Raw genomic sequence first — 24,837 nt, forward strand, 5'->3', positions numbered from 1 at the left:
GCGCGCATCCAGGACCTGTACCGGGGCGAGAGCAGGGCGTCCCGGTGGCAGAAAGACATACACCGTGCCACGGAATGCGTGCGCACATATGGGCGTTTGCCCGTATACAGGGAGGCGGAATGACAGAGACGACGAGCGGCCCGGCACGAGGCTCCCGCGCCAAGGGCAGCAAGGCGAGCAAGGGTCTGCGTATCGAGCGCATCCACACCACACCCGGCGTGCATCCGTACGACGAGGTGGAGTGGGCGTCTCGTGACGTCGTCATGACCAACTGGCGCGACGGCTCGGTGAACTTCGAGCAGCGTGGCGTCGAGTTCCCCGACTTCTGGTCGGTGAACGCGGTCAACATCGTCACGAGCAAGTACTTCCGTGGCGCGGTGGGTTCCCCGACCCGTGAGTCCAGCCTCAAGCAGCTCATCGACCGAGTGGTCAAGACGTACCGGAAGAGCGGCGAGGAGAACGGTTACTTCGCCTCCCCGGCGGACGCCGAGATCTTCGAGCACGAGCTGGCGTACGCCCTGCTCCACCAGGTCTTCAGCTTCAACTCGCCGGTGTGGTTCAACGTCGGCACCCAGCAGCCGCAGCAGGTCAGTGCCTGCTTCATCCTCTCCGTCGACGACTCCATGGAGTCGATCCTCGACTGGTACAAGGAAGAGGGGATGATCTTCAAGGGCGGCTCCGGTGCCGGTCTGAACCTCTCCCGTATCCGCTCCTCCAAGGAGCTGCTCTCCTCCGGTGGCAACGCCTCCGGCCCGGTCTCCTTCATGCGCGGCGCCGACGCGTCGGCCGGAACGATCAAGTCGGGCGGCGCCACCCGCCGTGCGGCCAAGATGGTCGTCCTGGACGTGGACCACCCGGACGTCGAGGCCTTCATCGAGACCAAGGTGAAGGAGGAGGAGAAGGTCCGCGCGCTGCGCGACGCGGGCTTCGACATGGACCTGGGCGGCGAGGACATCACCTCCGTCCAGTACCAGAACGCCAACAACTCGGTCCGGGTGAACGACGAGTTCATGAAGGCCGTCGAGACCGGCTCGAAGTTCGGGCTGCGCGGCCGGATGACCGGTGAGGTCATCGAGGAGATCGACGCCAAGGGGCTCTTCCGCAAGATGGCGGAGGCCGCCTGGGCCTGCGCCGACCCCGGCATCCAGTACGACGACACCATCAACCACTGGCACACCTCGCCGGAGTCGGGCCGGATCACCGCGTCCAACCCGTGCAGCGAGTACATGCACCTGGACAACTCCTCGTGCAACCTCGCCTCGCTCAACCTCCTGAAGTTCCTGCGCGACGACGACCTGGGCAACCAGTCCTTCGACGCCGAGCGCTTCGCCAAGGTCGTCGAGCTGGTCATCACCGCGATGGACATCTCCATCTGCTTCGCCGACTTCCCGACCCAGAAGATCGGCGAGACCACCCGCGCCTACCGCCAGCTGGGCATCGGCTACGCCAACCTCGGCGCCCTGCTGATGGCCACCGGCCACGCCTACGACTCGGACGGCGGCCGCGCGCTGGCCGGTGCCATCACCTCCCTGATGACGGGCACCTCCTACCGCCGCTCGGCCGAACTGGCCGCGGTCGTCGGCCCGTACGACGGCTACGCCCGTAACGCCGACGCCCACAAGCGCGTCATGAAGCAGCACTCGGACGCCAACGGCAGCGCCGTGCGCATGGACGACCTGGACACCCCGGTGTGGGCCGCGGCGACCGAGGCCTGGCAGGACGTGCTGCGGCTCGGCGAGAAGAACGGCTTCCGCAACGCCCAGGCGTCGGTGCTCGCGCCGACCGGCACCATCGGCCTGATGATGGACTGCGACACCACGGGCGTCGAGCCGGACCTGGCGCTGGTCAAGTTCAAGAAGCTGGTCGGCGGCGGCTCCATGCAGATCGTGAACAACACGGTCCCCAAGGCGCTCAAGCGGCTCGGCTACCAGCCCGAGCAGGTCGAGGCGATCGTCGCCCACATCGCCGACCACGGCAATGTCATCGACGCCCCGGCCCTGAAGGCCGAGCACTACGAGGTCTTCGACTGCGCCATGGGCGCGCGCTCGATCTCCGCCATGGGCCATGTGCGCATGATGGCGGCCGCGCAGCCCTTCCTCTCCGGTGCGATCTCCAAGACGGTCAACGTCCCCGAGTCGGCCACCGTCGAGGAGATCGAGGACGTCTACTTCCAGGGCTGGAAGCTCGGCCTGAAGGCGCTGGCGATCTACCGCGACAACTGCAAGGTCGGCCAGCCGCTCTCCGCCAAGAAGAAGGAGGAGGAGAAGAAGGCCGAGCCGGTCGCCGAGAAGAAGGTCGTCGAGTACCGCCCGGTCCGCAACCGCCTCCCCAAGGGCCGTCCCGGCATCACCACCTCCTTCACGGTCGGCGGCGCCGAGGGCTACATGACCGCCAACTCCTACCCGGACGACGGTCTCGGTGAGGTCTTCCTGAAGATGTCCAAGCAGGGCTCGACCCTCGCGGGCATGATGGACGCCTTCTCCATCGCGGTGTCGGTGGGCCTCCAGTACGGCGTGCCGCTGGAGACCTACGTCTCGAAGTTCACCAACATGCGCTTCGAGCCGGCCGGCATGACGGACGACCCGGACGTGCGGATGGCGCAGTCGATCGTCGACTACATCTTCCGCCGCCTGGCGCTGGACTTCCTGCCGTTCGAGACCCGCTCGGCGCTCGGCATCCACTCCGTCGAGGAGCGCCAGCGCCACCTGGAGACCGGTTCGTACGAGCCGTCCGACGACGAGGTCGACGTCGAGGGCCTGGCCCAGTCGGCGCCCCGCCAGACGGAGTCGGCGAAGGAGTCCACCCCGGCGACGAAGATCGTCGAGGAGGCCGCCGCCCCGGCCCCCAAGCAGGCGCACACCAACGCCGAACTCGTCGAGATGCAGCTGGGCATCAACGCCGACGCTCCCCTGTGCTTCTCCTGCGGGACGAAGATGCAGCGGGCCGGCAGCTGCTACCTGTGCGAGGGCTGCGGATCGACCAGCGGTTGCAGCTGAGCACGCACGGAACGGCGTCCGACGCGGCCGTGAGCTACTGCCGCTGAGGGCGCCGCACCGCACCTGAGAGAGGGTGTCGACCATTGGTCGGCGCCCTCTTCGGTGTTTTGCGAGGCGTGGGTGTGGCCTGAGCGGGCGGCCTGTGTGAGGCCGCCGTTCGTCGACGGAGGGCCCGGGGATTTGGGGGGCTGTTCCGCGGTGGGGGCCGCTTACGGGAGGGCCCGGGCGTCCGGCAGCGGGGCCGGTGGGCATGCCGCGCCGCCGGTGCCCCGCTCCCGGGGACGGACAACGGTGTAGAGAAGCGCGGCCGCAAGGTGGACGGCGGCGATCCCGAGCAGCAACAGGGGCGGCGGAAGTGCGGCGGCCGTACCGACGAGGGTGGCTCCGCAGGCCGCCGCCGTGATCTTGAGGCCCGCCCCCAGGGTGAAGACCTGCGCACGGACCGGCGGCGGGGCGTGCGCGGCCCGCAGGCGCAGGGTGGCGGTGAGCAGCGGACCGTCACACAGCCCGGCGAGGACGAACAGGGCCGCGGTGGCCGTCGGCGACACCGGGAGTGCGGCGGCGCCCAGCGCGACACCGGTGCCGCACAGGGCGAGGGTGGCGAGGCGCGGATCGGACAGCGGCGGTCGCCATCGGGCCACGGCCAGCGAACCGGCGAGCGCGCCGAGCGCGAACGCGGTCATCAGGAGGCCGCCCGCGCCGGGGTGCCCCGGGTGGCCGGCGAGCAGCACCGTAGTGGTGGTCAGACCGCCCACGCCGACGAAAGCCAGACAGGTGCCCGCGGTGAGGGCGCGCAGCGCGCGGATGCGCCAGACGGCCACCAGGCCCGCGGTGAGATCGGCGCGCAGCGTGCCGGCGGGTGCGTGGCCCGCTGCGGCCGGTTGCATGCGTCCGTACGGCAGTCCGGTGGCCAGTGCCGCGGCGGCGGCCGCCGCCGCGGCGAGCAGCAGCATCGCCGCGCCGGGCGACGCCACCGCGGCCGCGAGGCCGGCCACGGCGGGGCCTGCCACCGACGCGGCGTTGTAGACCGCCGCATCCAGCGCGTAGGCACGATCACGCGGTCCGCCGGCCGGCAGCAACCCGGTGAGCAGGCTGGACAGTCCGCCGGAAACCACCGGCCCGAAACTGCCGCCGGCCAGGGCGACGGCGAGGGTCACCGGTGTGGGAGCCCGCCCCACACTCGTCGCCAGCCCCGCGATGGCGCAGGCGAAGCCGCCCAGGGCACCGACGTAACAGAGCCGGGGGCGCCGCATACGGGAGACGAGGGCGCCGACCAGGGGCGCGGCGATCACATGCGGCGCCATCCAGGCGGTGAGGACGAACGCGCCCTGCCCCGCGCTCCCGGAGCGCTGTAGCGCCAGCAGCACCACCGCCACGGCCGTGCCCTCCTCCGCCAGGCGGGCAAGGAAGGCCATGGCCAGATAGAGCGGTAATCCTGAGCGTGCCCCCGATATGGCCGGGCGTCGCGGCATACGCATCTCCAGGAGGACGGACGGAGAGGTAACGGCTTACCTCGATAAGACGTTACTCTGAGGCGGGGCGTATTGCCCATGGGCCACGGGGCGCGAAGAGAGGCTGGCCATGAAGGACGAGGCGCTGCCGCGGCGCGGTTTTCGGCCCGCCGAGCGGCTGATCGAGCTGGCGAACGCGGTGCGTGCGGACCCCGATCTTCCGAGGGACGCGCTGGCAGAGCTGCTCGCGCGTCATGGGGAGAGCCCGGAAGACCTCACCGAGCAGGCGTTCTCGCCGGACGACGCGGTGCGCCTGCGGGCGGCCGCCGCCCGGCTGGCCGGGCTCCTGACCGAGTCGGATACCGACCTGGCCGCCCACGCCATCAATGCGCTGCTGGCGGAATGCGGCGCCCGTCCGCACCTGTCACGGCACGGCGGGCACGCCTGGCATCTCCATGTCGACCGCGGTGACGACGCCAACTGGGCGGACTGGTTCCTGGCGTCCGGTGCCCTGGCGCTGGCCCAGATTCTCAGCGAATACGGCCGTGTCCCCTGGGGGGAGTGCGCGTCCGCCCGATGCGGCACGCTCTATCTGGGCACCGGCCCCGGGAGCGCCCGCCGTTACTGCTCGACGGCCTGTGCCGCGCGGGAACGGGTGGCGGCGCACCGCCGCCGCAAACGGGCGTCCGACTGACGGCGCGGGGCATGGCAACGGGGGAGGCGGCACATGGCCACCTCCCCCTCCTTGCTGCCCTCGGTCTCGGCGCCGCCCGCGCGCCGTTCGCCCGTCAGCGGCCCATTTCCGAGGTGAACGCGTTGGGGTCGGTGTCGAATCCCCGGAGAGCCGAGCGGAAGCGCCACTGCCCGCCCTCGTCCCGGGTGAATTCGGCGACGATCGCGGCGGTCGCCCCCGCGACCTCGGTGAAATCGTGCTCCGTCAGATCGGTGTAGCCCTCGCGGATCCGTACCGCGGTGTTCGCGATATCGCCGAAGACCTTGCGGCCCTCGCCCTGCTGGATGGCCACCCCCACGATCACCCGGGTGTAGGTCTCGGCCAGCCGGTCCAGCTCCAGCGTCATGATCTCGTCGAAGCCGAACCCCTGGCCGGTCCTGCTGTCCCGGTTGAGGGTGATGGTCCCGTCCGGCGACCGGCTGTCGAAGTGCACCAGATAGGCGGGCTCATGCGGCGCGTCGGCCGTATAGGTGGCCGCGACGATGTCGAGATCATTGTCCGGCGTCCCGAGGGGGCTCGGGTCCCACTTGAGCGTTACCTCGACCTTCTCGATCCCTTTGCTGAGCGTGCTCACCGGACTTCCCTCCCGTCATCTCCCGGGGGTGTGACGCGGCCTGCGCGGGCAGGCGGACGGCTCCCCAGGGCTTCCCGTTGGCTGTCCATCGTGCCACGCCGCACGGCCCGCGGGCGTGGTGAACTGCCCTTGGTCACACCTGGTTTGTGTCAGGCGCAGCTGGCTGGAAAGTGCCGTCGGGGCAAGGGGGCGCCGGATGCGGCTCAGCGTGTCCGCTCGCCCCAGAGGCGGTTGAGCTGGCCGTCCAGTACGTCCAGCGCCTCGGCGGGGGACAGATGGCCGATCAGGACATGGGTGGTGAGGCCGTCCGCCAGGGCGAGGAGGGTGCGGGCCGCGCGGTCCGGGTCGGGGGTATCGGAGGCTTCGGCGATCAGTCGTGCGAACACCGTCTGCAGACCGGCGTAGTTGGTGCGAAGAGTTCCGGCCAGGGACGGACTGACGGCGGCCTGCGCCACGAAGGCCAGCCAGACCCGTGCCTCGGCGCGATGTTCCTCCCGGAGGAGTGACACCTCCGTCGTGGCGTGCCCCAGCGCCGTGCGGGCCGACTGGGCGGGCGAGGCGGCGAGCCGGGCCGAGACCCGGGCGGTGATCCGTTCGCCGATGTGGCCGAGCGCGAAAACCAGCATGTCCTCCTTGGTCCGGAAGCAGCGCTGCACGGCACCCATGGAGACCTCTGCGCGGGCCGCCACGTCGCGGAGCGTGACGCCCTCCAGGCCGCTCTCGTCGGCGAGTTGGCACACCGCCTCGGCGATCTGGCGGCGCCGGCTCTCGTGGTCGACCTGCTTGGGCATGCCCCGTACTCCCGGTTATTCGATGCGCATGTATCGGCAGCAAGGTTACGATGCGCCGAACCGATGCGAGTGCATCGGAACGTGGGTGAAGGTCCTGGCGGCCCAGGGAAGGCCTGCTGAGGCCATGGGAAGGGGAGGGCATGCGCGACGCGCTGTGGAAGAGGACGGCTCGCGCCCAGGCGGCGGCGGTACGTACCGGTGAGGTGTCGGCGGTGGAGCTGGTCGGGGCGCACCTGGAGCGGATCGCCGAGGTCAACCCGGCCGTCAATGCCGTCACCCAGCTGCTCGCCGAACGGGCGCGGGGTGAGGCGGCGGAGGTCGACCGTGGGCGGGCGGCGGGTGCGGAGCTGGGGCCGCTGGCCGGTGTGCCGTTCACGGTCAAAGAGACCACGGCCATTGAGGGGGTGCCGACGACCTACGGCGCGGAGCGCTTCCGTGACTTCGTCGCGCACTCCGATGCGCCCCCGGTGGCGCGTCTGCGCGCGGCGGGCGGTATCCCCATAGGGCACAGCAACATGCCGACGCTCATCCTGGCCGGCATCCATACCCGCAGTGAGCTGTTCGGGGACACCGTGAACCCCTGGAGTGCCGCGGTCACTCCGGGCGGCAGCAGTGGCGGCGACGGCGCGGCCGTGGCGAGCGGCATGGCCCCGCTCGGACTCGGCAACGATTCCGGGGGTTCGGTGCGCATTCCCGCGTCCTTCTGTGGCGTCGCGGGGCTGAAGCCGACCTACGGGCGGTTCGCCGCCGATCACCGCATCGGCCCGGACGACCCCTCTCTCGCCGCCCAGTTCCTCGTGGTCGACGGCCCGCTGGCCCGTACGGTCGATGATCTGCGGCTCGCGTACGAGGTGTTGGCCGGGGCCGATCCGCGGGACCCACGGGCCGTGCCGGTGCCGCCCTACGGGCCGCCGCCGGGGCGTCCCCTCACGGTGGCGATGGTGGCGGATCCCGGAGGTGGCGGGGTGGATCCCGCGGTGCGCCGGGCCGTGGAGAGCGCGGCGGACGCGCTGCGGGACGCGGGGTACGAGGTGCGCGAAGTGGCCGACGTGCCGCGGCTGGACGACGCCCTCGACGCCTACGCCCGGATGACGCTGACGGAGTTCGCCACCACCTGGCCGGTCGTCAAGCCGCTGCTCGGGGAGGGCGGCCATCGCTATGTCGAGTGGGGGATGGCGAGGTCGGCCCCCGTGGAGCTGCCGGAGTATCTGCGGCTGACCGGGGTGCGGTTGGGCATCCAGCGGGACTGGGCGGCCTTTCTGGACGAGTATCCGCTGGTCCTGGGGCCGGTGTTCACCGACCCGCCGTTCGCTCCGGGGGAGGAGATACGGGACGAGGAGAGCTATCGGCGGGTGCAGCACGCGATGCGGCTGTGTACCGCGACCAGCTTCGTCGGGGTGCCCGCGGTGGCCGTCCCCACCGGGGTGGCGGACGGGCTCCCGTACGGAGTGCAACTGATCGGGCGCTCCTACCGGGAGGACCTGTGCCTGGCGGCGGCCGAGGCGGTGGAGCGGCGGCTCGGTGTCCGCACGCCCATCGATCCGCGCCCGTAAGGAAGTTCGGGGTGGTGTGAATGTGACGCGCAGTGATCCCGGTCCGTCCTTGGGTCGTACGATGGCGCGGTGCTGGTCAAGTGGATTCGCCTCACCGTTGTGGACCGTCGAGGGTTCGAGCGGGGGCAGCGGAAATGGGCGGGGCTGCTGGGTGAGCCGGGGTTCCGGGGGCAGGGCGGGGGGTGGAGCCGGGGGCGGCCGGGCGTCGCGCATCTGGTCGCCTTCTGGGAGAGCCGGGCGTTCTACGACTCCTTCATGGCGCGCTCCCACGACCGGCTGGCGGCCTCCCAGGTCGGCACGTACAAGGACGCCCAAGTCCGGCTGTTCGAGCACGAGTTTGATGTGAAGGTGGGCTTCCGCCCGTCGTTCGGCGATGTGGACGTGCTGCGGCTGGCGCACTGCCAGGTGCGCCAGGACCGGGTGGATCACTTCATGCTGATGCAGGAGAAGGTCTGGAACCCGGCGATGGCGGGTTCACCGGGCATGCTGCGAGGGATGCTGGGGCGGGCTCCGGGCGAGGAGTTCCTGGTGCTGTCGATGTGGCAGTCGGCGGCCGAGCGGGGGAAGTACCGGCCCGAGCGGGTGGAGCGGCTGGCGCTGCGTGCCCAGATAGCCGCGGATGTCCGGGCCATCGCGGGGGACGTGGTGCAGCTCGAACCGTCGTGGACGGTGTGACGGGCGGCGTGGTCAAGGGGCCGCTCCGGGGGAGGGGTCCTTCCGGCCGGCGACCGTGAACGCCCCGGCGCGGGCGGCCGCCAGCGTGGCCGCCACGGCCTGCTCGGCGACGGTGTCGTCGACCGGCTCCCGGGTGATGAACAGGCGGAAGAACAGCGGCGCGGAGACGGAGCGGACGAGCGCTCCGGCGTCGATGCCACGGTGCGGGGTGGCGCCGGAGGCGGCTTCCGCAGCGGCGTCCGGGGCCGCCGCCAACTCTCCGCGTCGCACGGCGCGTTCGACGAGGGCCTCACAGCGCGCGAACCGCTCGGTGTAGTAGGCGCGCAGGGCGTCGGCCGCCCGCTCCGACTGGAAGGCGGCGGCGATCATCGCCGAGCCCGACGCGGCCACCGCCGGGTCGGTGAACGACACGACGACCTCCTGGGCGAGGGCGCGCAGATCGCCCTCCAGGGACCCGGTGTCGGGCGGGATCCAGCTGTCCTCGCCCGCAAGATCCAGAGCGTCCGCCACCAGGCCCTCGACGTCCTTCCAGCGCCGGTAGAGCGTCGTCTTGTGCACGCCGGAGTGGGCGGCGACGTATTCGACGGTCAGGCCGGGGTAGCCGTGCTCGGTGAGGCCGGCGAGCACGGCGTCGCGGACGGCGGCGCGGGTGCGGGCGGTGCGGCCGCCGGGGCGGCGGGTGCCGGGGGAGGGTGCGGAACCGCCGCTCTCGCGGCCGCTGTCGGGCATCGTCTCGCCAGACAATTGCTACTCCAGTTGCGTTAGTGGATTCCGTCTGCCATCATCATCGTAATGCGACGAAGGTTGCATTTACCTCGGGGGGATGGGTGACCACTCAGATTTCCTTGCACGACATCACCAAGTCCTACGGTGACCACCTGCTGCTCGACGGCGTCTCTTTCTCGGTGCGCCCCGGCGAACGCGTCGGGATCGTGGGGGAGAACGGTGCCGGGAAGTCGACACTGCTCCGCATCGTCGCAGGTGCCGAGCGGCCCGATGAAGGCCAGGTGGTGCTCCGGGCCGACGGTGGCATCGGCTACCTGGGCCAGACCCCTGACCTCCCGCCGGACCGCACCGTCCAGGACGCGATCGACGCCGCCCTGGCGGACCTCAGGGACATGGAGCACCGGCTCCGCTCCCTGGAGGGCGGGCTCGACCGGGCCACGCCCGGCGGGCTGGAGGAGTACGGCGAGCTGCTCACCCTCTTCGAGCTGCGCGGCGGCTATGAAGCCGACGCCCGCGTCGACCGGGCACTGCACGCCCTGGGCCTGGCACAGCTGGGCCACGACCGAGTGCTCGGCAGCCTCTCCGGGGGTGAGCAGGCCCGGCTCGGGATCGCCTGTCTGATCGCCGCGGCCCCCGAGGTGATGCTGCTCGACGAACCCACCAACCATCTCGACGCCACCGCCCTGGACTGGCTGGAAGGCGCCCTGCTCGCCCACCGGGGCACGATCCTTGCCGTCTCGCACGACCGGCTCTTCCTTCAGCGCATCGCCACCGCACTCGTCGAGGTCGACGCCGACCGCCGGACCCTGGTCCGCTACGGCGGCGGTTACGGCACCTTCCTCGCGGCCAGGGACGCCGCCCGCCGGCGCTGGGAGCAGGACCACGCCCAGTGGTGCGCACGGATCGCGCAGCTCACCGACTTCGCCGGGGGCGCGGCGCGGAACGTCGCGCAGGGCCGGGCCATGAAGGACGGCAACAAGATGGCGTACGACCGGGCCAAGGGCCGCGTCCAGGCATCCGTGGCCGGCCGGGTGCGCAACGCGCAGGAACGGCTGCGCAGACTCCGGGAGCATCCCGTTCCCAGGCCGCCCGACCCGCTCCGGTTCCGTGCCGCACCGGACATCGGCGAGGCCCAGGGCACCCTCGTCCGGCTCGACGGAGTGCGGGTGGGGGACCGGCTCGCGGTGGACTCCTTCACCGTCGCCGCCGGTGAACGTCTGTTGATCCACGGCGCCAACGGAGCCGGCAAGACCACGCTGCTCCGGGTGCTGGCGGGGGTCACCACACCGGACAGCGGCACGGTGCGGCGGCGAGGGCGCACCGGCTACCTCGCGCAGGAAATACCAGTCTCCCGTCCCGCCGAACCGCTGCTCTCGGCGTTCCGCCGCGGACTGGCCGGGGACATGGCGGAGCAAGCCACCCTGCTGCTGTCCTTCGGCCTGTTCCGCGAACGCGACCTCGATGTCCCCGTGGGGGCACTCTCCGCCGGGCAGCGGCGCCGGCTCGCGCTGGCCCGACTGCTGGCCCGCCCGGCCGACCTGCTGCTGCTCGATGAACCCACCAACCACCTGGCGCTCGGCCTCGTGGAAGAGCTCGAAGCCGCGCTGGCGGCATGGCCCGGCGCCCTGGCCGTCGTCTCCCACGACCGGCTGCTGCAGCGACGCTTCGGCGGGCGCTCCTACGAGATATGCGAGGGCCGCCCGGCCCTGGCCGCCCACTGACCGGCGCCCCTTGATCCGGTGCGCCCCGATGGTCCGGCGTGGCCTCCGCGCAGTCGTTGCCTCCGGGCATCGAGGCCGGCCGGGCCCGGGGCAACGGGCATCCAACGGCGGCGCCCGCCCCTGGCGACGGGCTCCCGACGCCCGGACCACGCCTCGCTCGGGAAACGCGCAGTTCGGGAAACGTGCAGTAGGGAGATTCGGGAAATGTGCAGTAAGGAGACCGGAAGGTGACAGCCGGCCACTCGACCGGGTCGCGACCATGACAGCGTGCGACATGCACAAGCCACCCGATTTAGGCTGGCGGCATGGCTCGGCCCCGACGCATCGTTCTCATCCGCCACGGAGAGTCGGAGGGGAATGTCGACGACACCGTGTACGAGCGGGAACCCGATCACGCACTCGCCCTCACCGGGGCCGGGCTGCGGCAGGCGGCGGAGGCCGGCGGCGCGGTGCGGGAGATGTTCGGCGATGAGCGGATCTCCGCCTATGTCTCGCCGTATCGCCGCACCCACCAGACCTTCCGCGAACTCCGCCTCGACCCCGCCAAGGTCCGGGTACGCGAGGAACCCCGGCTGCGCGAGCAGGACTGGGGCAACTGGCAGGACCGCGAGGACGTCCGCCGGCAGAAGGCCTACCGGGACGCCTACGGCCACTTCTTCTACCGCTTCGCCCAGGGCGAGTCCGGAGCCGATGTCTACGACCGGGTCGGGGCTTTCCTGGAGAGCCTGTGGCGCAGCTTCGAGGACCCCCAGCACCCGCCGAACGTCCTGATCGTCACGCACGGGCTCACCATGCGGCTGTTCTGTATGCGCTGGTTCCACTGGACGGTGGCGGACTTCGAGTCGCTGTCCAACCCCGGCAATGCGGAGTGGCGCACCCTGCTGCTCGGCCCGGACGGCCGCTACACCCTCGACCGGCCCTTCGAGCGCTGGTGTGAACCCGTTCCTTATGGGGCCACCGGTTAGAGTGCACACCGATGACCCTCGACCACCGTGACGCAGACCGCTGTGAGCGGGCTCTGGCGAGCCTGCGCGGACTGTCCGTGGGTGATGCCCTCGGATCTCAGTTCTTCGTCCCCGCGAACTACCCCTCCCTCAAGCGCCGTGAGCCGCCTCCCGCCCCCTGGCAGTGGACCGACGACACCGAGATGGCCTGTTCCGTCCTGGCCGTCCTCACCGCTCACGGACGGATCGACCAGGACGCCCTCGCCCGCTCCTTCGCCGACCACCATGACTTTGACCGCGGCTACGGTCCGGCCGTCAACCGCATGCTGCGGCTGATCCGCGAGGGCGGCGACTGGCGCGAGCTGGCGTCCGGGCTCTTCAACGGCCAGGGCTCGTGGGGCAACGGCGCCGCGATGCGTATCGCTCCCCTCGGCGCCTGGTACGCCGATGATCCCGAGCAGGCCACCCACCAGGCGGAGATCTCCGCCTACACCACACACCAGCACCGCGAGGCCGTCGTGGGCGCCATGGCCGTCGCCGCCGCGGCCGCCCTGGTGGCTGACCCGACCCGTGGCACCGGCCCCGAGCAGCTGCTCGACGGGGTACTGGAGCTGATCCCCCGCAGCGCCGTACAGGCCGGGCTGCGCCGGGCCCGCGACATGCTCGACTACGCAGACTCCGGCACCGTCGCCGCCGTCCTGGGCTGCGGACGACGCACCAGCGCCCATGACACCGTCCCCTTCGCCCTGTGGGCCGCCGCCCAGCATCTCGGCAACTACGAGCGGGCGTTCTGGACCACCGTGCAGGCGGGCGGCGACGTGGACACCACATGCGCCATCGTCGGCGGCATCGTCGCCGCAGCCGGCCCCGCCGGCGCCCCGCCCGCGGCATGGCTGGACGGCACCGAGCCCCTCCCGTCGTGGGCCCCCGCCCTCGCCGACTGATTCACCGCCGTATTAGCGCCACGCCCCTTGCCCCTTCCGTGCCCCCCGCAGCCTGGCCATCCGCGGCTGCCTTCGCGCCTGCGGCGCTTCCAACAGGCGGCGCCGTACGGTGAGTTCGCCTCCGTACGGAGAGGCGCGAGGTAGCGGAACGGCAGCGTCCGGGAGCCGGGCCCGCCCGCCCGCGCCCGCTTCGGCGTACCCGCCGGTAGCGGCACCGCCCGGCCCCGGTCGCGGGGGCGCCGACACCGTTTGCCGCCAGGTTCGGATCCGATGCGGACGGCTGGGCCGATTAGGCGTAACCTTGCTGGCGCCATGCCGTACGAGCCCCCCACACATTCCGTCGAGCGATCATTGCGCGCCACGACGGGCGCCAAGATCGTTGCAGGTATCGACGAGGTCGGACGCGGAGCGTGGGCCGGTCCGGTCAGCGTCTGCGCAGCCATCACCGGTCTGCGCCGGCCGCCCGACGGACTCACCGATTCCAAGCTGCTGACTCCCAAGCGCCGCACCGAACTGTGCGATGTGCTCGGCGAGTGGGTCACGTCGTATGCCCTGGGGCACTCCTCGCCGGAGGAGATCGACGAGCTGGGCATGACCGCTGCCCTGCGGCTCGCGGCCGTACGCGCCCTGGAGGCGCTGCCGGTCCGACCGGACGCGATCATCCTCGACGGCAAGCACAACTACCTGGGCGCGCCATGGCGCGTCCGCACGGTCATCAAGGGCGACCAGTCCTGCATCGCGGTTGCCGCCGCGTCCGTGATCGCCAAGGTGCGGCGGGACGCGATGATGGCCAAACTGGGCCTGGCCTACGCCGACTTCGACTTCGCGGCCAACGCCGGCTACCCCTCTCCGACCCATCGCATCGCCCTGGAGGAGTACGGTCCTACGCCGCACCACCGAGTGTCGTGGTCCTACATGGACGCGCTGCCCCGGTGGCGGCATCTGAAGAAGGTGCGCATCACCCCCGAAGCAGCCGCTCTGCAAGCCGGTGGCCAACTCGGCTTCGACTTCTGAGCGGTGCGGACATGAATTCGGTACCCGATGACATGTTCCGCACTTACGTTTGATAGACATCCCTTTATGCCTCTCATCCCCGAGGAGCCTCAGATTCACGAGAGTGTCCCGGGTCCCCGCGCAACTCCGGCCGCCGGCCGTACCGCGCCGACCCCCCGCCCCGTTCCTGGCCCCGGTCCCCGCCCCGCGCCTCCGCGTGGCGCGCCCGCGTCCAGTGTCCGTCCGGGCAAGCCCGGACCTGCTGCCCCGCCGCGTGGGCCTGTCGCCGCTCCGCCGGCGCAGCGCACCAACTCCCCGCAGCCGCCTGCCGGTAAGCCCGGTACTGCCGCGGGAGCGCAGCTCCAGCTGATCCCGGCCCCCGCCGACGGCGCGGTCGACGCTGCCGACGAGGCCGTCGACCTGCTGCTGGACTCCGGGCGTGCGCCGGGCGAAATCCTGGTGCTGACCACCGGCGAAACCCATCCGTGGGCCGTGCATGAACGGTCCTTCGGTGAGGCGTCCTACTGGGCCCAACACGACGCCGCGGACGATGTGTTCTACGCGGACGCCACGGCCGAGCGTGCCACGGGCCGGCCCGTCGTGGTCGTCGCCGTCAACGGTGGTTCGGACGAGGTCACCGGGCGGGCGCTGCCCGCGGCGATGGCCCGTGCCGGCACGCTGCTGATCGTCTGCGGTGACCCGCAGCGGATCAACGCCGTGCTCGGCGCTCCCGCCTGACCGCTGCCGGTTCGCAACAGCCCGTCGGCCCTGGAGGCCGTCGGGCTCGCTTGCGTACCGGACAGTCGAGGCCCGGACGGTAGGCCCCTGCCGAGTGAGGGCGGCCCGCTGTTCCCGCCGTGCGCGGGACCCCGGGGCGCCCGCCTGCTCCGCTCAGCGCGCCGCCGTGTGCCGATGGGCTTCCGGGGCGCCGCCTCCGATGCGCCGCGGCATCGACCGGTTCTGCGCGGGAATCCCCACGGCCGTGCGCGGGGCATCCGGAAGTGAATCCGTCGTGCGACGCATCTCCCGGCGGCTCACCCCGGTCGTCTCTCCGGGCGGCTCATCCATCGGGGTCTGCCTGGGACGGCGCCCGCCCCGGCCCTCTCCCAGTACCTGCCAGCGGTCGGGGGTCAGCGTGATGTACGCCCCGCAGCGCAGCCCGTGAAGGGTGCAGGCATCGCGCAGCCCCCACATCCAGGCCCCGTCCGTCTCCGTCCAACGGGGCTCGCCCGCACGGCAGTAGAGCAGCACGGCGGTCCGCACCGGGGCTCGCAGCCGCAGGTCGTGCGGGGTGACCCGGCGCAGATGTGCCAGCAGCACATTGCGGAACCCCCAGCCGTCGGGAGCGGCCGCGTGCTCGGTGAACGAAGCGCTGGCCGTCACCCGCTCCTGCGCATCGAGCACGGCGACGATGGCCGTCGACGGCCCCGGGTGATGACGATCGTGCAGGCCGGCGACGATCTCACGGGGGTTGCGCAGCAACGGGATACCGGCCGAGGCCCATTCGGCGGGCACCAGCATCCGTCCCAGTCGGGCGGAATCGGCGGACGCGGGCGGGGACATCTGCGAGGGCGAGGCGAAGCCGAAGGTCACGTTCCTCCCTTCGTCTACGCGTCCGCACGTCGGGCAGCGGCCGGGCACGGTACGCACCACGGCATGGCCCTGCCTGACCACGGACGGCCGGTAAGGGGAAGCACCTCCAATTCTCGCGGTCGTACACGCATGCGGCAACGAGCAATTTCCCCCATGACCGGAATCGCCGCAGGTATCCCAAATATCCCTGGGGGCCGTAGCGGCCTGTCCCGCGCTCAGCCCTGTACGGCGAGGACCAGCGGAAACACCCCCTCTGCTCCCGCCCGGCGCAGCAGCCGAGCGGCCACGGCCAGGGTCCAGCCGGTGTCGGCGTAGTCGTCCACCAGCAACACCGGGCCATCCGCCGCGGCCAGGGCCTGCGCCAGCTCCGGCGGCACACCCAGCGAACCGTGCAGGGCCCGCAGCCGCTGGGCGCTGTTGCTGCGCGGAATCCTGCCCTCGGCACCGTCGTCCGACGAAGTCACCGTGCCCAGAAACGGCATCCGGCCGACCGTGGCGATCCGCTCGGCCAGCGACCGGATCAGCTGCGGACGGGTGCGTGAAGAGAGCGCGACGACGCCCACCGGGCGGGCCGGTGCCTCCGCCGCCCCCGAGGCCCAACCACCGGGCCCCTTCGCCCAGTCGGCGAGAACCGTGACCACCGCGGCCGCCACATCATCCGGGACCGGACCGTCCGCGGCCTGCGGGGCGAGCATCGGACGCAGCCGGTTGCCCCACCCGATGTCGGAGAGCCGCCCCAGCGCGCGGCCGGTCGTGGCCAGCTCACCGGCCGGGATGCGCCCCTTGAGATCGACACCGACGGCCGGCAGCCCCGTCGGCCACATCCGGCGCGGCTCGACCTCCACGCCCGGCCGCCCCAGCTCACCGCGCGCCGCGTCCAGCGAGGCCGCGGACACCTCGGTGGTGAACCTCGCCCCGGCGCAGTTGTCACAGCGGCCGCACGCCACCGCCGCCTCGTCGTCCAACTGCCGCCGCAGGAACTCCATCCGGCAGCCCGCCGTGCTGGCGTACTCCCGCATCGCCTGCTGCTCGGCCTCGCGCTGACGCGACACCCACGCATAGCGCTCGGCGTCGTACGCCCACGGTCGGCCGGTGGAGAGCCAGCCTCCCTTGACGCGCTGCACGGCGCCGTCCACATCCAGGACCTTGAGCATGATCTCCAGACGCGAGCGGCGCAGTTCGACCTGGGGCTCCAGGGCCGGCAGCGACACCGGCCGGCCGGCGGCCGCCAGGACGTCCAGGGTGCGCCGCACCTGCTCCTCGGGCGGGAAAGCCAGCGAAGCGAAGTACTTCCAGATCGCCTCGTCCTCCCGCCCGGGCAGCAGCAGCACCTCGGCGTGCTCGACCCCACGGCCGGCCCGGCCCACCTGCTGGTAGTAGGCGATGGGGGAGGACGGCGAGCCCAGATGCACCACGAACCCCAGGTCGGGCTTGTCGAAGCCCATGCCCAGCGCCGAGGTCGCCACCAGCGCCTTGACCCGGTTGGCGAGCAGATCGTCCTCGGCCTGCTGGCGGTCCGCGTTCTCCGTCTTGCCGGTGTACGAGGAGACCGTGTGCCCCCGATGGCGGAGGAACGCCGTGACCTCCTCGGCCGCGGCGACGGTGAGCGTGTAGATGATCCCCGAGCCCGGCAGCTCGTGCAGATGGTCCGCGAGCCAGGCGAGCCGATGGGCGGCATCCGGCAGCGGGAGCACCCCCAGGCTCAGACTCTCCCGGTCCAGCGGCCCGCGCAGCACCAGCGCCTCCGTGGAGCCCTCGCCCGTGCCGAGCTGTTCGGCGACATCGGCGGTCACCCGCGCGTTGGCCGTCGCGGTGGTGGCGAGCACCGGCACACCGGGCGGAAGATCGGCGAGCATCGTGCGCAGCCGTCGGTAGTCCGGCCGGAAATCGTGGCCCCAGTCGGAGATGCAGTGGGCCTCGTCCACCACCAGCAGCCCCGTCGCCGCGGCGAGCTTGGGCAGCACCTGATCGCGGAAGTCGGGGTTGTTGAGCCGCTCGGGGCTTACCAGCAGGACATCCACGTCACCGGCCGCCACCTCGGTCTGGACGGTGTCCCACTCCTCGGTGTTGGCGGAGTTGATCGTGCGCGCGCGGATCCCGGCGCGCGCGGCCGCCTCGACCTGGTTGCGCATCAGGGCGAGCAGCGGGGAGACGATCACGGTCGGGCCGCTGCCGCGCTCACGCAGCAGCGCCGTCGCGACGAAATAGACCGCGGACTTGCCCCAGCCCGTGCGCTGCACGACCAGGGCGCGGCGGTGGTCGGCGACCAGGGCCTCGATCGCGCGCCACTGATCCTCACGCAGTCTGACGTCGCCGCCGGGGTCTCCGACGAGGCGGGTCAGGACGGCATCGGCTGCGGCACGCAGATCTTCGTTGCTCATGCCCCCATGCAACCCGATGCGACTGACATCGCGCGAACCCCCGCCCGAACCTGTGGATAACCCCGTCGCCCGCGAGTTATCCACAGGGGTCGCGGCGCAGCGGCCGGCCGCGGGATCTTCGAGTCATGAATCCGCACAGCGAACCGAGCAAGCGCACCGGCGACACCAACTCCGCTGCCACCTCCTCTCCTTCGTCCGCCTCCACTCCCTCGAACTCCCCCCGCCCGCCCAAGCCATCGCCCCCTGCCAACCCCCCGAACACCACCAGGCCCTCCCGCCCCATCGCACCGAGTGGCCCCACTGACTTCACCAGCGCCGCGGAACCGGCCGGTCCGGCCGATCCCACACACACCACCACCCCCTCCCCGCTCTCCAACCCCGCCTATATCGCCGGCTCCGCGAGCCCGTCCGACTCCTCCCACTCCGCCCCCTCCGCCTCCACCGGTGAGAGCACCTCGCCGACCGCCGACGCCCAGGTCACCCTGCGCAGCCCGGCCGAGCTCGCCGACGCCCTGCCGTATTTCCTCGGCTTCTATCCGGACGACAGCGTCGTGATGGTCGCCCTGCACGGCGAGCGCGGCCGGTTCGGCGGCCGGGTCAGGCTCGGCATTCCGACCGACACCGCGCAGTGGCCGGATGTCGCCGACCAGCTCGCCGACTGTCTGATCTCGGCTGGTCAGGAGCGTGACGACCGGCCCGCGGCGATCATCGTCTACCTCTGCCAGGAGCCCGCGGCGGGCGAGAGCGGCAAGGACGTCAAGGACCGGCTGCGCCCCTTCGCCCAGCGGCTGCGTACTGCCTGCGGCGCTCTCGACGTACCGGTCCTGGAAGCCCTCTGTCTCTCCAACGGCCGCTTCTGGTCGTACTGCTGTCCCGACTTCCGCTGCTGTCCCGCCGAGGGCACACCCATGGTCATGCCCGGCACGTCCGTGATGGCCGCGGCCGCCGCATACGCGGGAATGCAGGTGCGCGGCTCGCTCAAGGAGATGGAGGCCAGGCTGAGGCCCCGCACCGGACCGCGGGCCGCCGAACAGGAGAAGGCGCTGGACGCGGCAGCGGGTGCGCTGGTGCCGCACATGCTCCGGCGGGACGAGGCGGCGGCCGTCCGCCGGGACACCCTCGACCTGGCCGGCGCCATGATCCACCGGTTCCGTCTCGACACCCCCTCGGGCAGCAACCGGGCCCGGGACGCCTGCGACGACGCGCTGATCACTGACTCCGAGGCCGCCGCTCTCATCCTCGGCCTCCAGGACCGGGTCACCCGCGACCGGGCAGCGGAGTGGATGGACGGCTCCGTTGCCGCGCCGGCCCTCCGGCTCTGGCGCGCCCTCGCCCGCCGCTGCGCCGGTGGCTACGCCGAGCACGCGGTGGCTCCGCTCACCCTCGCCGGCTGGGTCTGCTGGTCCACCGAGGACGGACCGTCGGCACGCGTTGCCCTCAACTGCGCACTGTCGCTCGACCCCGACTACACCTTCGCCCAGTTGCTGCACCGCGCCATCAATGAGGGCCTCGACCCGGAGCCGCTGCGCCGCTGTCTGCGCGAGCAGCACCAGGAGGCCGGGGCCGCCACCGAGGCGTCCACGTCGTCTTCCACCGCTCCGGCCGCCAAGGAAACACCGCGGTCCACGAAGCGCTCCAGGCCGGCCCGTTCCGGATCCGCAGGCCGCCCCCGGGGGCCGCGCGGCGCAACGGGCCCGGGCAGCCGTACGACCGACGGACGCGGCAGGCGCCGGGCCGGCCGGGACGGGAGCCGACGGTGACCCGACCGGGCCGCTGCTGCGAGGCCGTCGTGACCTGGGAACCGGCCGGTGCGTCCACCCGAGTGGCGTAACCCGTATGGCCCCCGGACCTCACCAGGGAGCACAGCGCGTGCCAGGCCCCACGGCTCGGCCGGCCCGCCGGCTGCCCGGAGCGCCGTACCCGGTACCGCCCCGGGCCCCACAACCGCAACCGGTCCACTCCGCACTCGTCCGTGTGGCTCCCGTCCCTCGCCGTCTCCCCGGCGTCGGGGCAGCTGACCGGCCAGGGCATGGACGGCATCTACCGCGACGGCCGGCGGGTCCGGTCCCGCTGCGAAACGCTGGTCGCGGGCGGGCGCGGACCGCTCGTCGTCCAGTGGCGGTTGACGGGAACGGACCGTGCCCGGTTCGTCGGACGATCCGCAGGATCGGCGAGCGGGGGCCGGATCCGGAGATCCAGATGGAGCGGCTGCGGTCCGCCGACGGCACCGAGCAGATCACGTTCCGCAGCAGTGGCACCCGGCCGGTCCGGCTTCCGGTCGAGATTCGGCTGGGCACGGATCTCGCGGAGCTCGGCTCCGTCGCCATCGGCTTCCCGGGTCCCGGCCTGCAAGCGACGGTCCACGGCTCCGGACTCCGCTGGTCCGGGCCCAGTGTGCACGCGGTGGTGTCCGCGACACCAGGTCCAGTGGACGCGCTGGCATCGACGGGTCTGCTGCGCCGGGAACTGGCGCTGCGCCAGGCGCCCGAGGCACCATCGAACTGCGCGCCGGCCTGGAAAGAGACCGGGGCGGCCCGGGAGGCGCTCCGGGCAACCACCGGCTCCCCGGTGACACCCGTATCCCCGGCCCCCGCACCGGACCGGTCGCCCCGCGGAAGCGTGGCCACTGGCCACCGGCCACCGCGTCCCTGGTCGGCGGCCCGGCTGGAGTGCGACGACCATCGGCCGATGCGCTCCTGGCGGGCAGCCTCGACGATCTCCACGGCCTGCTGATGCGCGACCCGGTGGCCACCGCGGGGAACCTGTATCTCGTCGGCGGATTCCCCTGGCGTTGCGGCCTGGCACCGGTCGAAGCGCTGTGGGCCGCCCGGATGATGCTCCCCCTGGGCACCCGGCTCGCCGCGGGCACACTGCGTGCCCTTGCCCGTGGGCAACAAGCCGCTTCAGGGACGGATTTCGGCCGAATCCCCGGCTCTCTCAGAGACGTCGGACCACACGCGCCACCGAGCTGCACCGGCATCGAGACCACCCTGTTGTTCCCCGTCGTGCTCGCGGAGGCCCGCCGCTGGGGCCTGCCCGAACGGGAGACGGAGCGGCTGCTCCCCGCCGCGGAGCGCTGTCTGCGATGGCTGAGGACCGTCACCGACCCACCGGGCGGCGGCCCCGAGGTTACGTCCCCGACCCCGCACCCGGTGGACCGTACCGCTGCGAGACCCAGGCTCATGCTCCTCATCGCGCCGCCCTGCTGGGCGCCGATCTCCTCGATGCCTTCGGATCCCTCGACGCGGCAGCGCTACGGGACCGGGCCGACGAGCCGCGCACCCGGTTCCGTACGGACTTCTGGCTGGACGAGGGCGCACGCGGCCGCCCCGCCGTCCTGCTCACCGCCGACGGACGCCCCGTCCCGCACCTCGCCTCCACCACCGCCGCACCCCTCGACACCGGTCTGCTCGGCGGCGGCACTCTTGCCCCCCGGCCTGCTGGACGCGGCTCAGAACGACCAGCTGGCCGGACTGCTGGGCAGCCCAGCCAGGGACTCCGGTTGGGGCCCACGGGGGGCTCGGCGCCAAGGAGAGCGGCTACAACCCGTTCGGCCACCGCAGTGGCGCGGTCCGCATCCACGAAACCGCGGTCGCGGCCGCCGGGTTAGCCGCGGCCAGCCATGAGCCGACAGCCGGCGCCTGACCAAAGGGGTCCTCGACGCCGCGGAAAGCTTCGGATACCGCCTACCCGAGATGCACGCGGGGGAGCAGCGCACCGTCGGCAGCGCCCCCGTGCCGCATCCGGCGGCCTGCCGCCCCGCTGCCGTGGCGGCGGCCGGCGCGGTGCACCTACTGGTCGCGCTCGTCGGCCTGCGACCCGATGCGCCCGCCAGGACGGTGGCCGTGCGGCCGCCGGGTACGGCCCCGCTCGGCGCGCTTCAGCTCACCGGCCCGAGCGTCGCGGAGCAACCGTTCACCGTACGGATCAGCAGACTCGGCACGGGGTCGTGGAAACGGCGGCGGACGGTCTGCGGCTGGGCTCGTGACGCGCTTCGGGCCTGTTTATCGTCAGGCGGACGACTATGATCACGCCCATGCCTCCCTACGACCCGTCGGCCTTCCCGCCCTTCGCTGTCACCGTCGACCTGGTCGTGCTCACCGTGCGCCGCCACGCCCTGTGCGCGCTGGCCGTGCGCCGCGGTGAGCCGCCGTTCCAGGGCCGCTGGGCGCTGCCCGGTGGATTCGTCCGGGCCGATGAGGACCTCGAGGCCGCGGCCGCCCGGGAGCTCACCGAGGAGACCGGGCTGCAGGCCCAGACCCCGGCGGGCGCGTCGCCGATCTACGGCGCGCACCTCGAGCAGCTCGCCACATACGGCGACCCCAAGCGGGACCCCCGGATGCGGGTCGTCAGCGTCGCGCACCTGGTCCTCGCCCCCGATCTGCCCGCTCCCCGGGCCGGTGGCGACGCCCACAGCGCGCGCTGGGCACCGGTCGAGACCCTCCTGGAGCAGGACGACACCACCCGGGAGGGCGAGCTGGCGGCCCCCCTCGCCTTTGACCATGCCCGGATCCTCGGTGACGGTGTGGAGCGCGCCCGCTCGAAGATCGAGTACTCCTCTCTGGCCACGGCCTTCTGTCCGCCGGAGTTCACCGTCGGCGAGCTGCGCCGGGTGTACGAGGCCGTCTGGGGCGTCGCGCTGGACCCCCGCAACTTCCACCGCAAGGTGACCGGAACCCCCGGCTTCCTGGTGCCCACGGGCGGTACGACGACGCGTCAGGGCGGCCGTCCCGCACAATTGTTCAGAGCCGGTGGGGCGACGCTGCTCAACCCGCCGATGCTGCGCCCGGAGGTTTGAGTCGGGCTACAGCCCAGGCATCGTGGGGCTGAAGCTCACCCGCGGTGACACGGTGAGCTATCAAGCTCGGGCAATTACGAGAAAATAGGACATATTCCGGTACCTTGACCGGGTGGGTCCTCTCGTATCTCCCGTAGCTCCCGACCGGCCTCACGCCCCGCGAGGGGTGCGACGCCTCACGCTGCCGGGTCGCCTGGCGGCTCCCATGGCGTGCATTCCGCCGCCGTTGGTACCCCTGGTCGCCCAGTACCGCTCGACCGGGGCGCCTCCCCGCTAGCGCGACCCGCCCCGGTCGGCCCGAACCAACCATTCCCCATGCCCTGGCCGGTCGGCCGCTCGCCCGCGTTCCGCCTCCCCGCCACGGTCCGACGCCGGCCACGGGCGCCCTTCGTCACCCCTGCCCCCGAGTGGCCTTTTCGAGGCTCCAGTTGGACGGGCCGTCGTCGATTTTACCTGGGTAGAGGTTTGGGGCCTCGGTGTATTCCGTTCCCTTGTAATGGAATTGTCCGCGGTGCTTCTCATGACGCTGCGACCGAGGGGATCCCGCCGTTCAGCCGCCACGTCAAGGGCTCGTTCGGAATCGACCAAGGTGCATCTGTTCGTGATGCGCTTCACGTGCCAACCCGCAGGCAGGGCAACCGTGTTGGGGTCGACCGGCCTGGTCTGCGGTGATGTGTCCACCGGGCCGGGGCGCTTCAGCTGCTGATCGAGTAATGCATATGTTTTGGTGTCCTGTTGTTGTGGCCGCTGTCCACAACTCGCCTGGGAGAGCGCATTTCTTTCCGATAAAGCGTCAATTCAGGGATGGGGGGCGATCACCCTTTCGTGTGCTTTTCACCAAAGACCTCAAGGGTGTTCAGGGTGTCGCCGACAAAAGATGCGTGAGTACCCTTGCGCACACCATGATGACCGCGGCTCGCCCCGGCGACACCGGCCTCGCAGGCCCGGGCGAGCTTGACCGCTACCCCTACGCCAACGCGGCCAACGCCGCGAACGCCAACAACGCAGCCGGCCAGGACCGTGCCGAGCGGGTTTCGCAGGTCTGGGACGGCTCCGAAGCAGACATCGGCCGGGTCGGCCGTCGCGCGGCCGGCAGTCGCGGCAGAGGCCTGCACGGCCAACTCGTCCAGCAGCTGGGCCAGATGATCGTCTCCGGCGATCTCGGCGCCGACCGCCCGCTCGTACCCGAGGAGATCGGCCAGCGCTTCGAGGTCTCCCGCACCGTCGTCCGTGAATCGCTGCGAGTTCTCGAGGCCAAGGGCCTCGTCAGTGCCCGCCCGAACGTGGGCACCCGAGTGCGACCGGTCAGCGACTGGAACCTCCTCGACCCCGACATCATCGAATGGCGGGCCTACGGGCCACAGCGTGACGACCAGCGCCGTGAGCTGTGTGAGCTCCGCTGGACGATCGAGCCCCTCGCCGCCCGGCTTGCCGCCGGCCACGGCCGTGAGGACATCCAGCAGCGACTGGCGGACATGGTCGAGATCATGGGCCACTCCGCGGCCCAGGGCGACACCATGACCTTCTCCCGCGCCGACGCCGAGTTCCACTCGCTGCTGCTCCAGCTCGCCGGCAACCGCATGCTCGAGCACCTCTCGGGCATCGTCTCCGCCGCCCTGCACGTCTCGGGTGGCACCGCCGGCGGCTGTGAGCGACCGGTCGAGACCTCCGTGGGGCAGCACATGCGGGTCGTCGACGCCATCGGCTCCGGCGACGCCACGGCGGCCGAATCCGCTATGCGGCAGCTCCTCGCCGCCCATGGCGAGGTCGTCGGCCAGGGCTCCGGGACGCCCGCGGACCACGTCGTCCCCGCGCCCCGCGAGCACTGAAGGCCGTACCCGACCGCGTACGGACAGTAGGCGCCGCGCGGCCCCCGTGCCCTGCACACCCCTCCGGGCAGGGCACGCCGTACGCGGCGATGGCGCACGAGATCGCCGGATCCGGGTCGTCGACCGGATCCGGCG

General features: G+C 71.9%; 19 protein-coding genes. 13 read left to right on the forward strand and 6 right to left on the reverse strand.

Annotation, left to right across the window (positions count from 1 at the left end):
- Positions 1-119: 119 nt before the first annotated feature.
- A complete protein-coding gene (locus ACZ4XD_RS11095; protein ID WP_468040544.1) occupies positions 120-2,996 on the forward strand; it encodes a vitamin B12-dependent ribonucleotide reductase in 2,877 nt (958 codons plus the stop codon).
- 209 nt (positions 2,997-3,205) lie between these two features.
- Here ACZ4XD_RS11095 and ACZ4XD_RS11100 read toward each other — a convergent pair whose 3' ends face one another.
- Positions 3,206-4,411, reverse strand: coding sequence for an MFS transporter (locus tag ACZ4XD_RS11100; protein WP_468040546.1), 1,206 nt, complete (start codon positions 4,409-4,411; stop codon positions 3,206-3,208).
- 166 nt (positions 4,412-4,577) lie between these two features.
- Between ACZ4XD_RS11100 and ACZ4XD_RS11105 the strand changes: the two genes are divergently transcribed.
- Positions 4,578-5,141 carry a CGNR zinc finger domain-containing protein gene (locus ACZ4XD_RS11105; protein ID WP_468040548.1) on the forward strand — a complete coding sequence of 188 codons (564 nt, stop codon included), beginning with the start codon at positions 4,578-4,580 and terminating at the stop codon, positions 5,139-5,141.
- A 94-nt stretch (positions 5,142-5,235) separates the two neighbouring features.
- On the opposite strand, the gene ACZ4XD_RS11110 is transcribed toward ACZ4XD_RS11105, so the two are convergent.
- A complete protein-coding gene (locus ACZ4XD_RS11110; RefSeq protein WP_468040551.1) occupies positions 5,236-5,754 on the reverse strand; it encodes a TerD family protein in 519 nt (172 codons plus the stop codon).
- 203 nt (positions 5,755-5,957) lie between these two features.
- Positions 5,958-6,545, reverse strand: a complete 588-nt coding sequence (locus tag ACZ4XD_RS11115) for a TetR/AcrR family transcriptional regulator (protein WP_468040553.1) — start codon at positions 6,543-6,545, stop codon at positions 5,958-5,960.
- Positions 6,546-6,685: 140 nt separating this feature from the next.
- Between ACZ4XD_RS11115 and ACZ4XD_RS11120 the strand changes: the two genes are divergently transcribed.
- A complete protein-coding gene (locus ACZ4XD_RS11120) occupies positions 6,686-8,098 on the forward strand; it encodes an amidase (RefSeq protein ID WP_468040555.1) in 1,413 nt (470 codons plus the stop codon).
- A 69-nt stretch (positions 8,099-8,167) separates the two neighbouring features.
- Positions 8,168-8,773: a YdbC family protein gene (locus ACZ4XD_RS11125; RefSeq protein ID WP_042159834.1), complete on the forward strand. Its 606-nt coding sequence runs from the start codon at positions 8,168-8,170 to the stop codon at positions 8,771-8,773.
- Positions 8,774-8,785: 12 nt separating this feature from the next.
- On the opposite strand, the gene ACZ4XD_RS11130 is transcribed toward ACZ4XD_RS11125, so the two are convergent.
- Complete coding sequence (locus ACZ4XD_RS11130) at positions 8,786-9,502, reverse strand: TetR/AcrR family transcriptional regulator (protein WP_468040718.1); 717 nt, start codon at positions 9,500-9,502, stop codon at positions 8,786-8,788.
- Between the two features lie 98 nt (positions 9,503-9,600).
- Between ACZ4XD_RS11130 and ACZ4XD_RS11135 the strand changes: the two genes are divergently transcribed.
- The 5 genes from ACZ4XD_RS11135 to ACZ4XD_RS11155 all read left to right on the forward strand — a co-directional run bounded on the left by ACZ4XD_RS11135 (position 9,601) and on the right by ACZ4XD_RS11155 (position 14,839).
- On the forward strand, positions 9,601-11,220 hold the full coding sequence (locus ACZ4XD_RS11135) for an ABC-F family ATP-binding cassette domain-containing protein (protein WP_468040557.1): 1,620 nt from the start codon (positions 9,601-9,603) through the stop codon (positions 11,218-11,220).
- Positions 11,221-11,525: 305 nt separating this feature from the next.
- On the forward strand, positions 11,526-12,185 hold the full coding sequence (locus ACZ4XD_RS11140; RefSeq protein WP_468040559.1) for a histidine phosphatase family protein: 660 nt from the start codon (positions 11,526-11,528) through the stop codon (positions 12,183-12,185).
- An 11-nt stretch (positions 12,186-12,196) separates the two neighbouring features.
- Positions 12,197-13,108, forward strand: a complete 912-nt coding sequence (locus ACZ4XD_RS11145) for an ADP-ribosylglycohydrolase family protein (protein ID WP_468040562.1) — start codon at positions 12,197-12,199, stop codon at positions 13,106-13,108.
- A 312-nt stretch (positions 13,109-13,420) separates the two neighbouring features.
- Complete coding sequence (locus ACZ4XD_RS11150; protein WP_468040564.1) at positions 13,421-14,122, forward strand: ribonuclease HII; 702 nt, start codon at positions 13,421-13,423, stop codon at positions 14,120-14,122.
- A gap of 66 nt (positions 14,123-14,188) precedes the next feature.
- Positions 14,189-14,839, forward strand: coding sequence for a hypothetical protein (locus tag ACZ4XD_RS11155; RefSeq protein WP_398832794.1), 651 nt, complete (start codon positions 14,189-14,191; stop codon positions 14,837-14,839).
- A 153-nt stretch (positions 14,840-14,992) separates the two neighbouring features.
- Here the strand turns inward: ACZ4XD_RS11155 and ACZ4XD_RS11160 are convergent, their stop codons facing one another.
- Complete coding sequence (locus ACZ4XD_RS11160; protein WP_468040567.1) at positions 14,993-15,694, reverse strand: hypothetical protein; 702 nt, start codon at positions 15,692-15,694, stop codon at positions 14,993-14,995.
- A 215-nt stretch (positions 15,695-15,909) separates the two neighbouring features.
- Complete coding sequence (locus ACZ4XD_RS11165) at positions 15,910-18,075, reverse strand: RecQ family ATP-dependent DNA helicase (RefSeq protein ID WP_468040569.1); 2,166 nt, start codon at positions 18,073-18,075, stop codon at positions 15,910-15,912.
- A 125-nt stretch (positions 18,076-18,200) separates the two neighbouring features.
- On the opposite strand from ACZ4XD_RS11165, the gene ACZ4XD_RS11170 reads away from it, so the two are divergent.
- The 4 genes from ACZ4XD_RS11170 to ACZ4XD_RS11185 all read left to right on the forward strand — a co-directional run bounded on the left by ACZ4XD_RS11170 (position 18,201) and on the right by ACZ4XD_RS11185 (position 24,702).
- Positions 18,201-19,835, forward strand: a complete 1,635-nt coding sequence (locus ACZ4XD_RS11170; RefSeq protein ID WP_468040572.1) for a DUF4192 domain-containing protein — start codon at positions 18,201-18,203, stop codon at positions 19,833-19,835.
- A gap of 439 nt (positions 19,836-20,274) precedes the next feature.
- Entirely contained in the window at positions 20,275-20,808 is a 534-nt protein-coding gene (locus ACZ4XD_RS11175) for a hypothetical protein (protein WP_468040574.1), read from the forward strand.
- A gap of 1,303 nt (positions 20,809-22,111) precedes the next feature.
- Positions 22,112-22,873, forward strand: coding sequence for an NUDIX hydrolase (locus ACZ4XD_RS11180; RefSeq protein WP_181018681.1), 762 nt, complete (start codon positions 22,112-22,114; stop codon positions 22,871-22,873).
- Between the two features lie 827 nt (positions 22,874-23,700).
- Positions 23,701-24,702: a FadR/GntR family transcriptional regulator gene (locus tag ACZ4XD_RS11185; RefSeq protein ID WP_468040579.1), complete on the forward strand. Its 1,002-nt coding sequence runs from the start codon at positions 23,701-23,703 to the stop codon at positions 24,700-24,702.
- Positions 24,703-24,837: the final 135 nt, after the last annotated feature.

It is taken from the genome of Streptomyces sp. NPDC029466 (assembly GCF_055574515.1).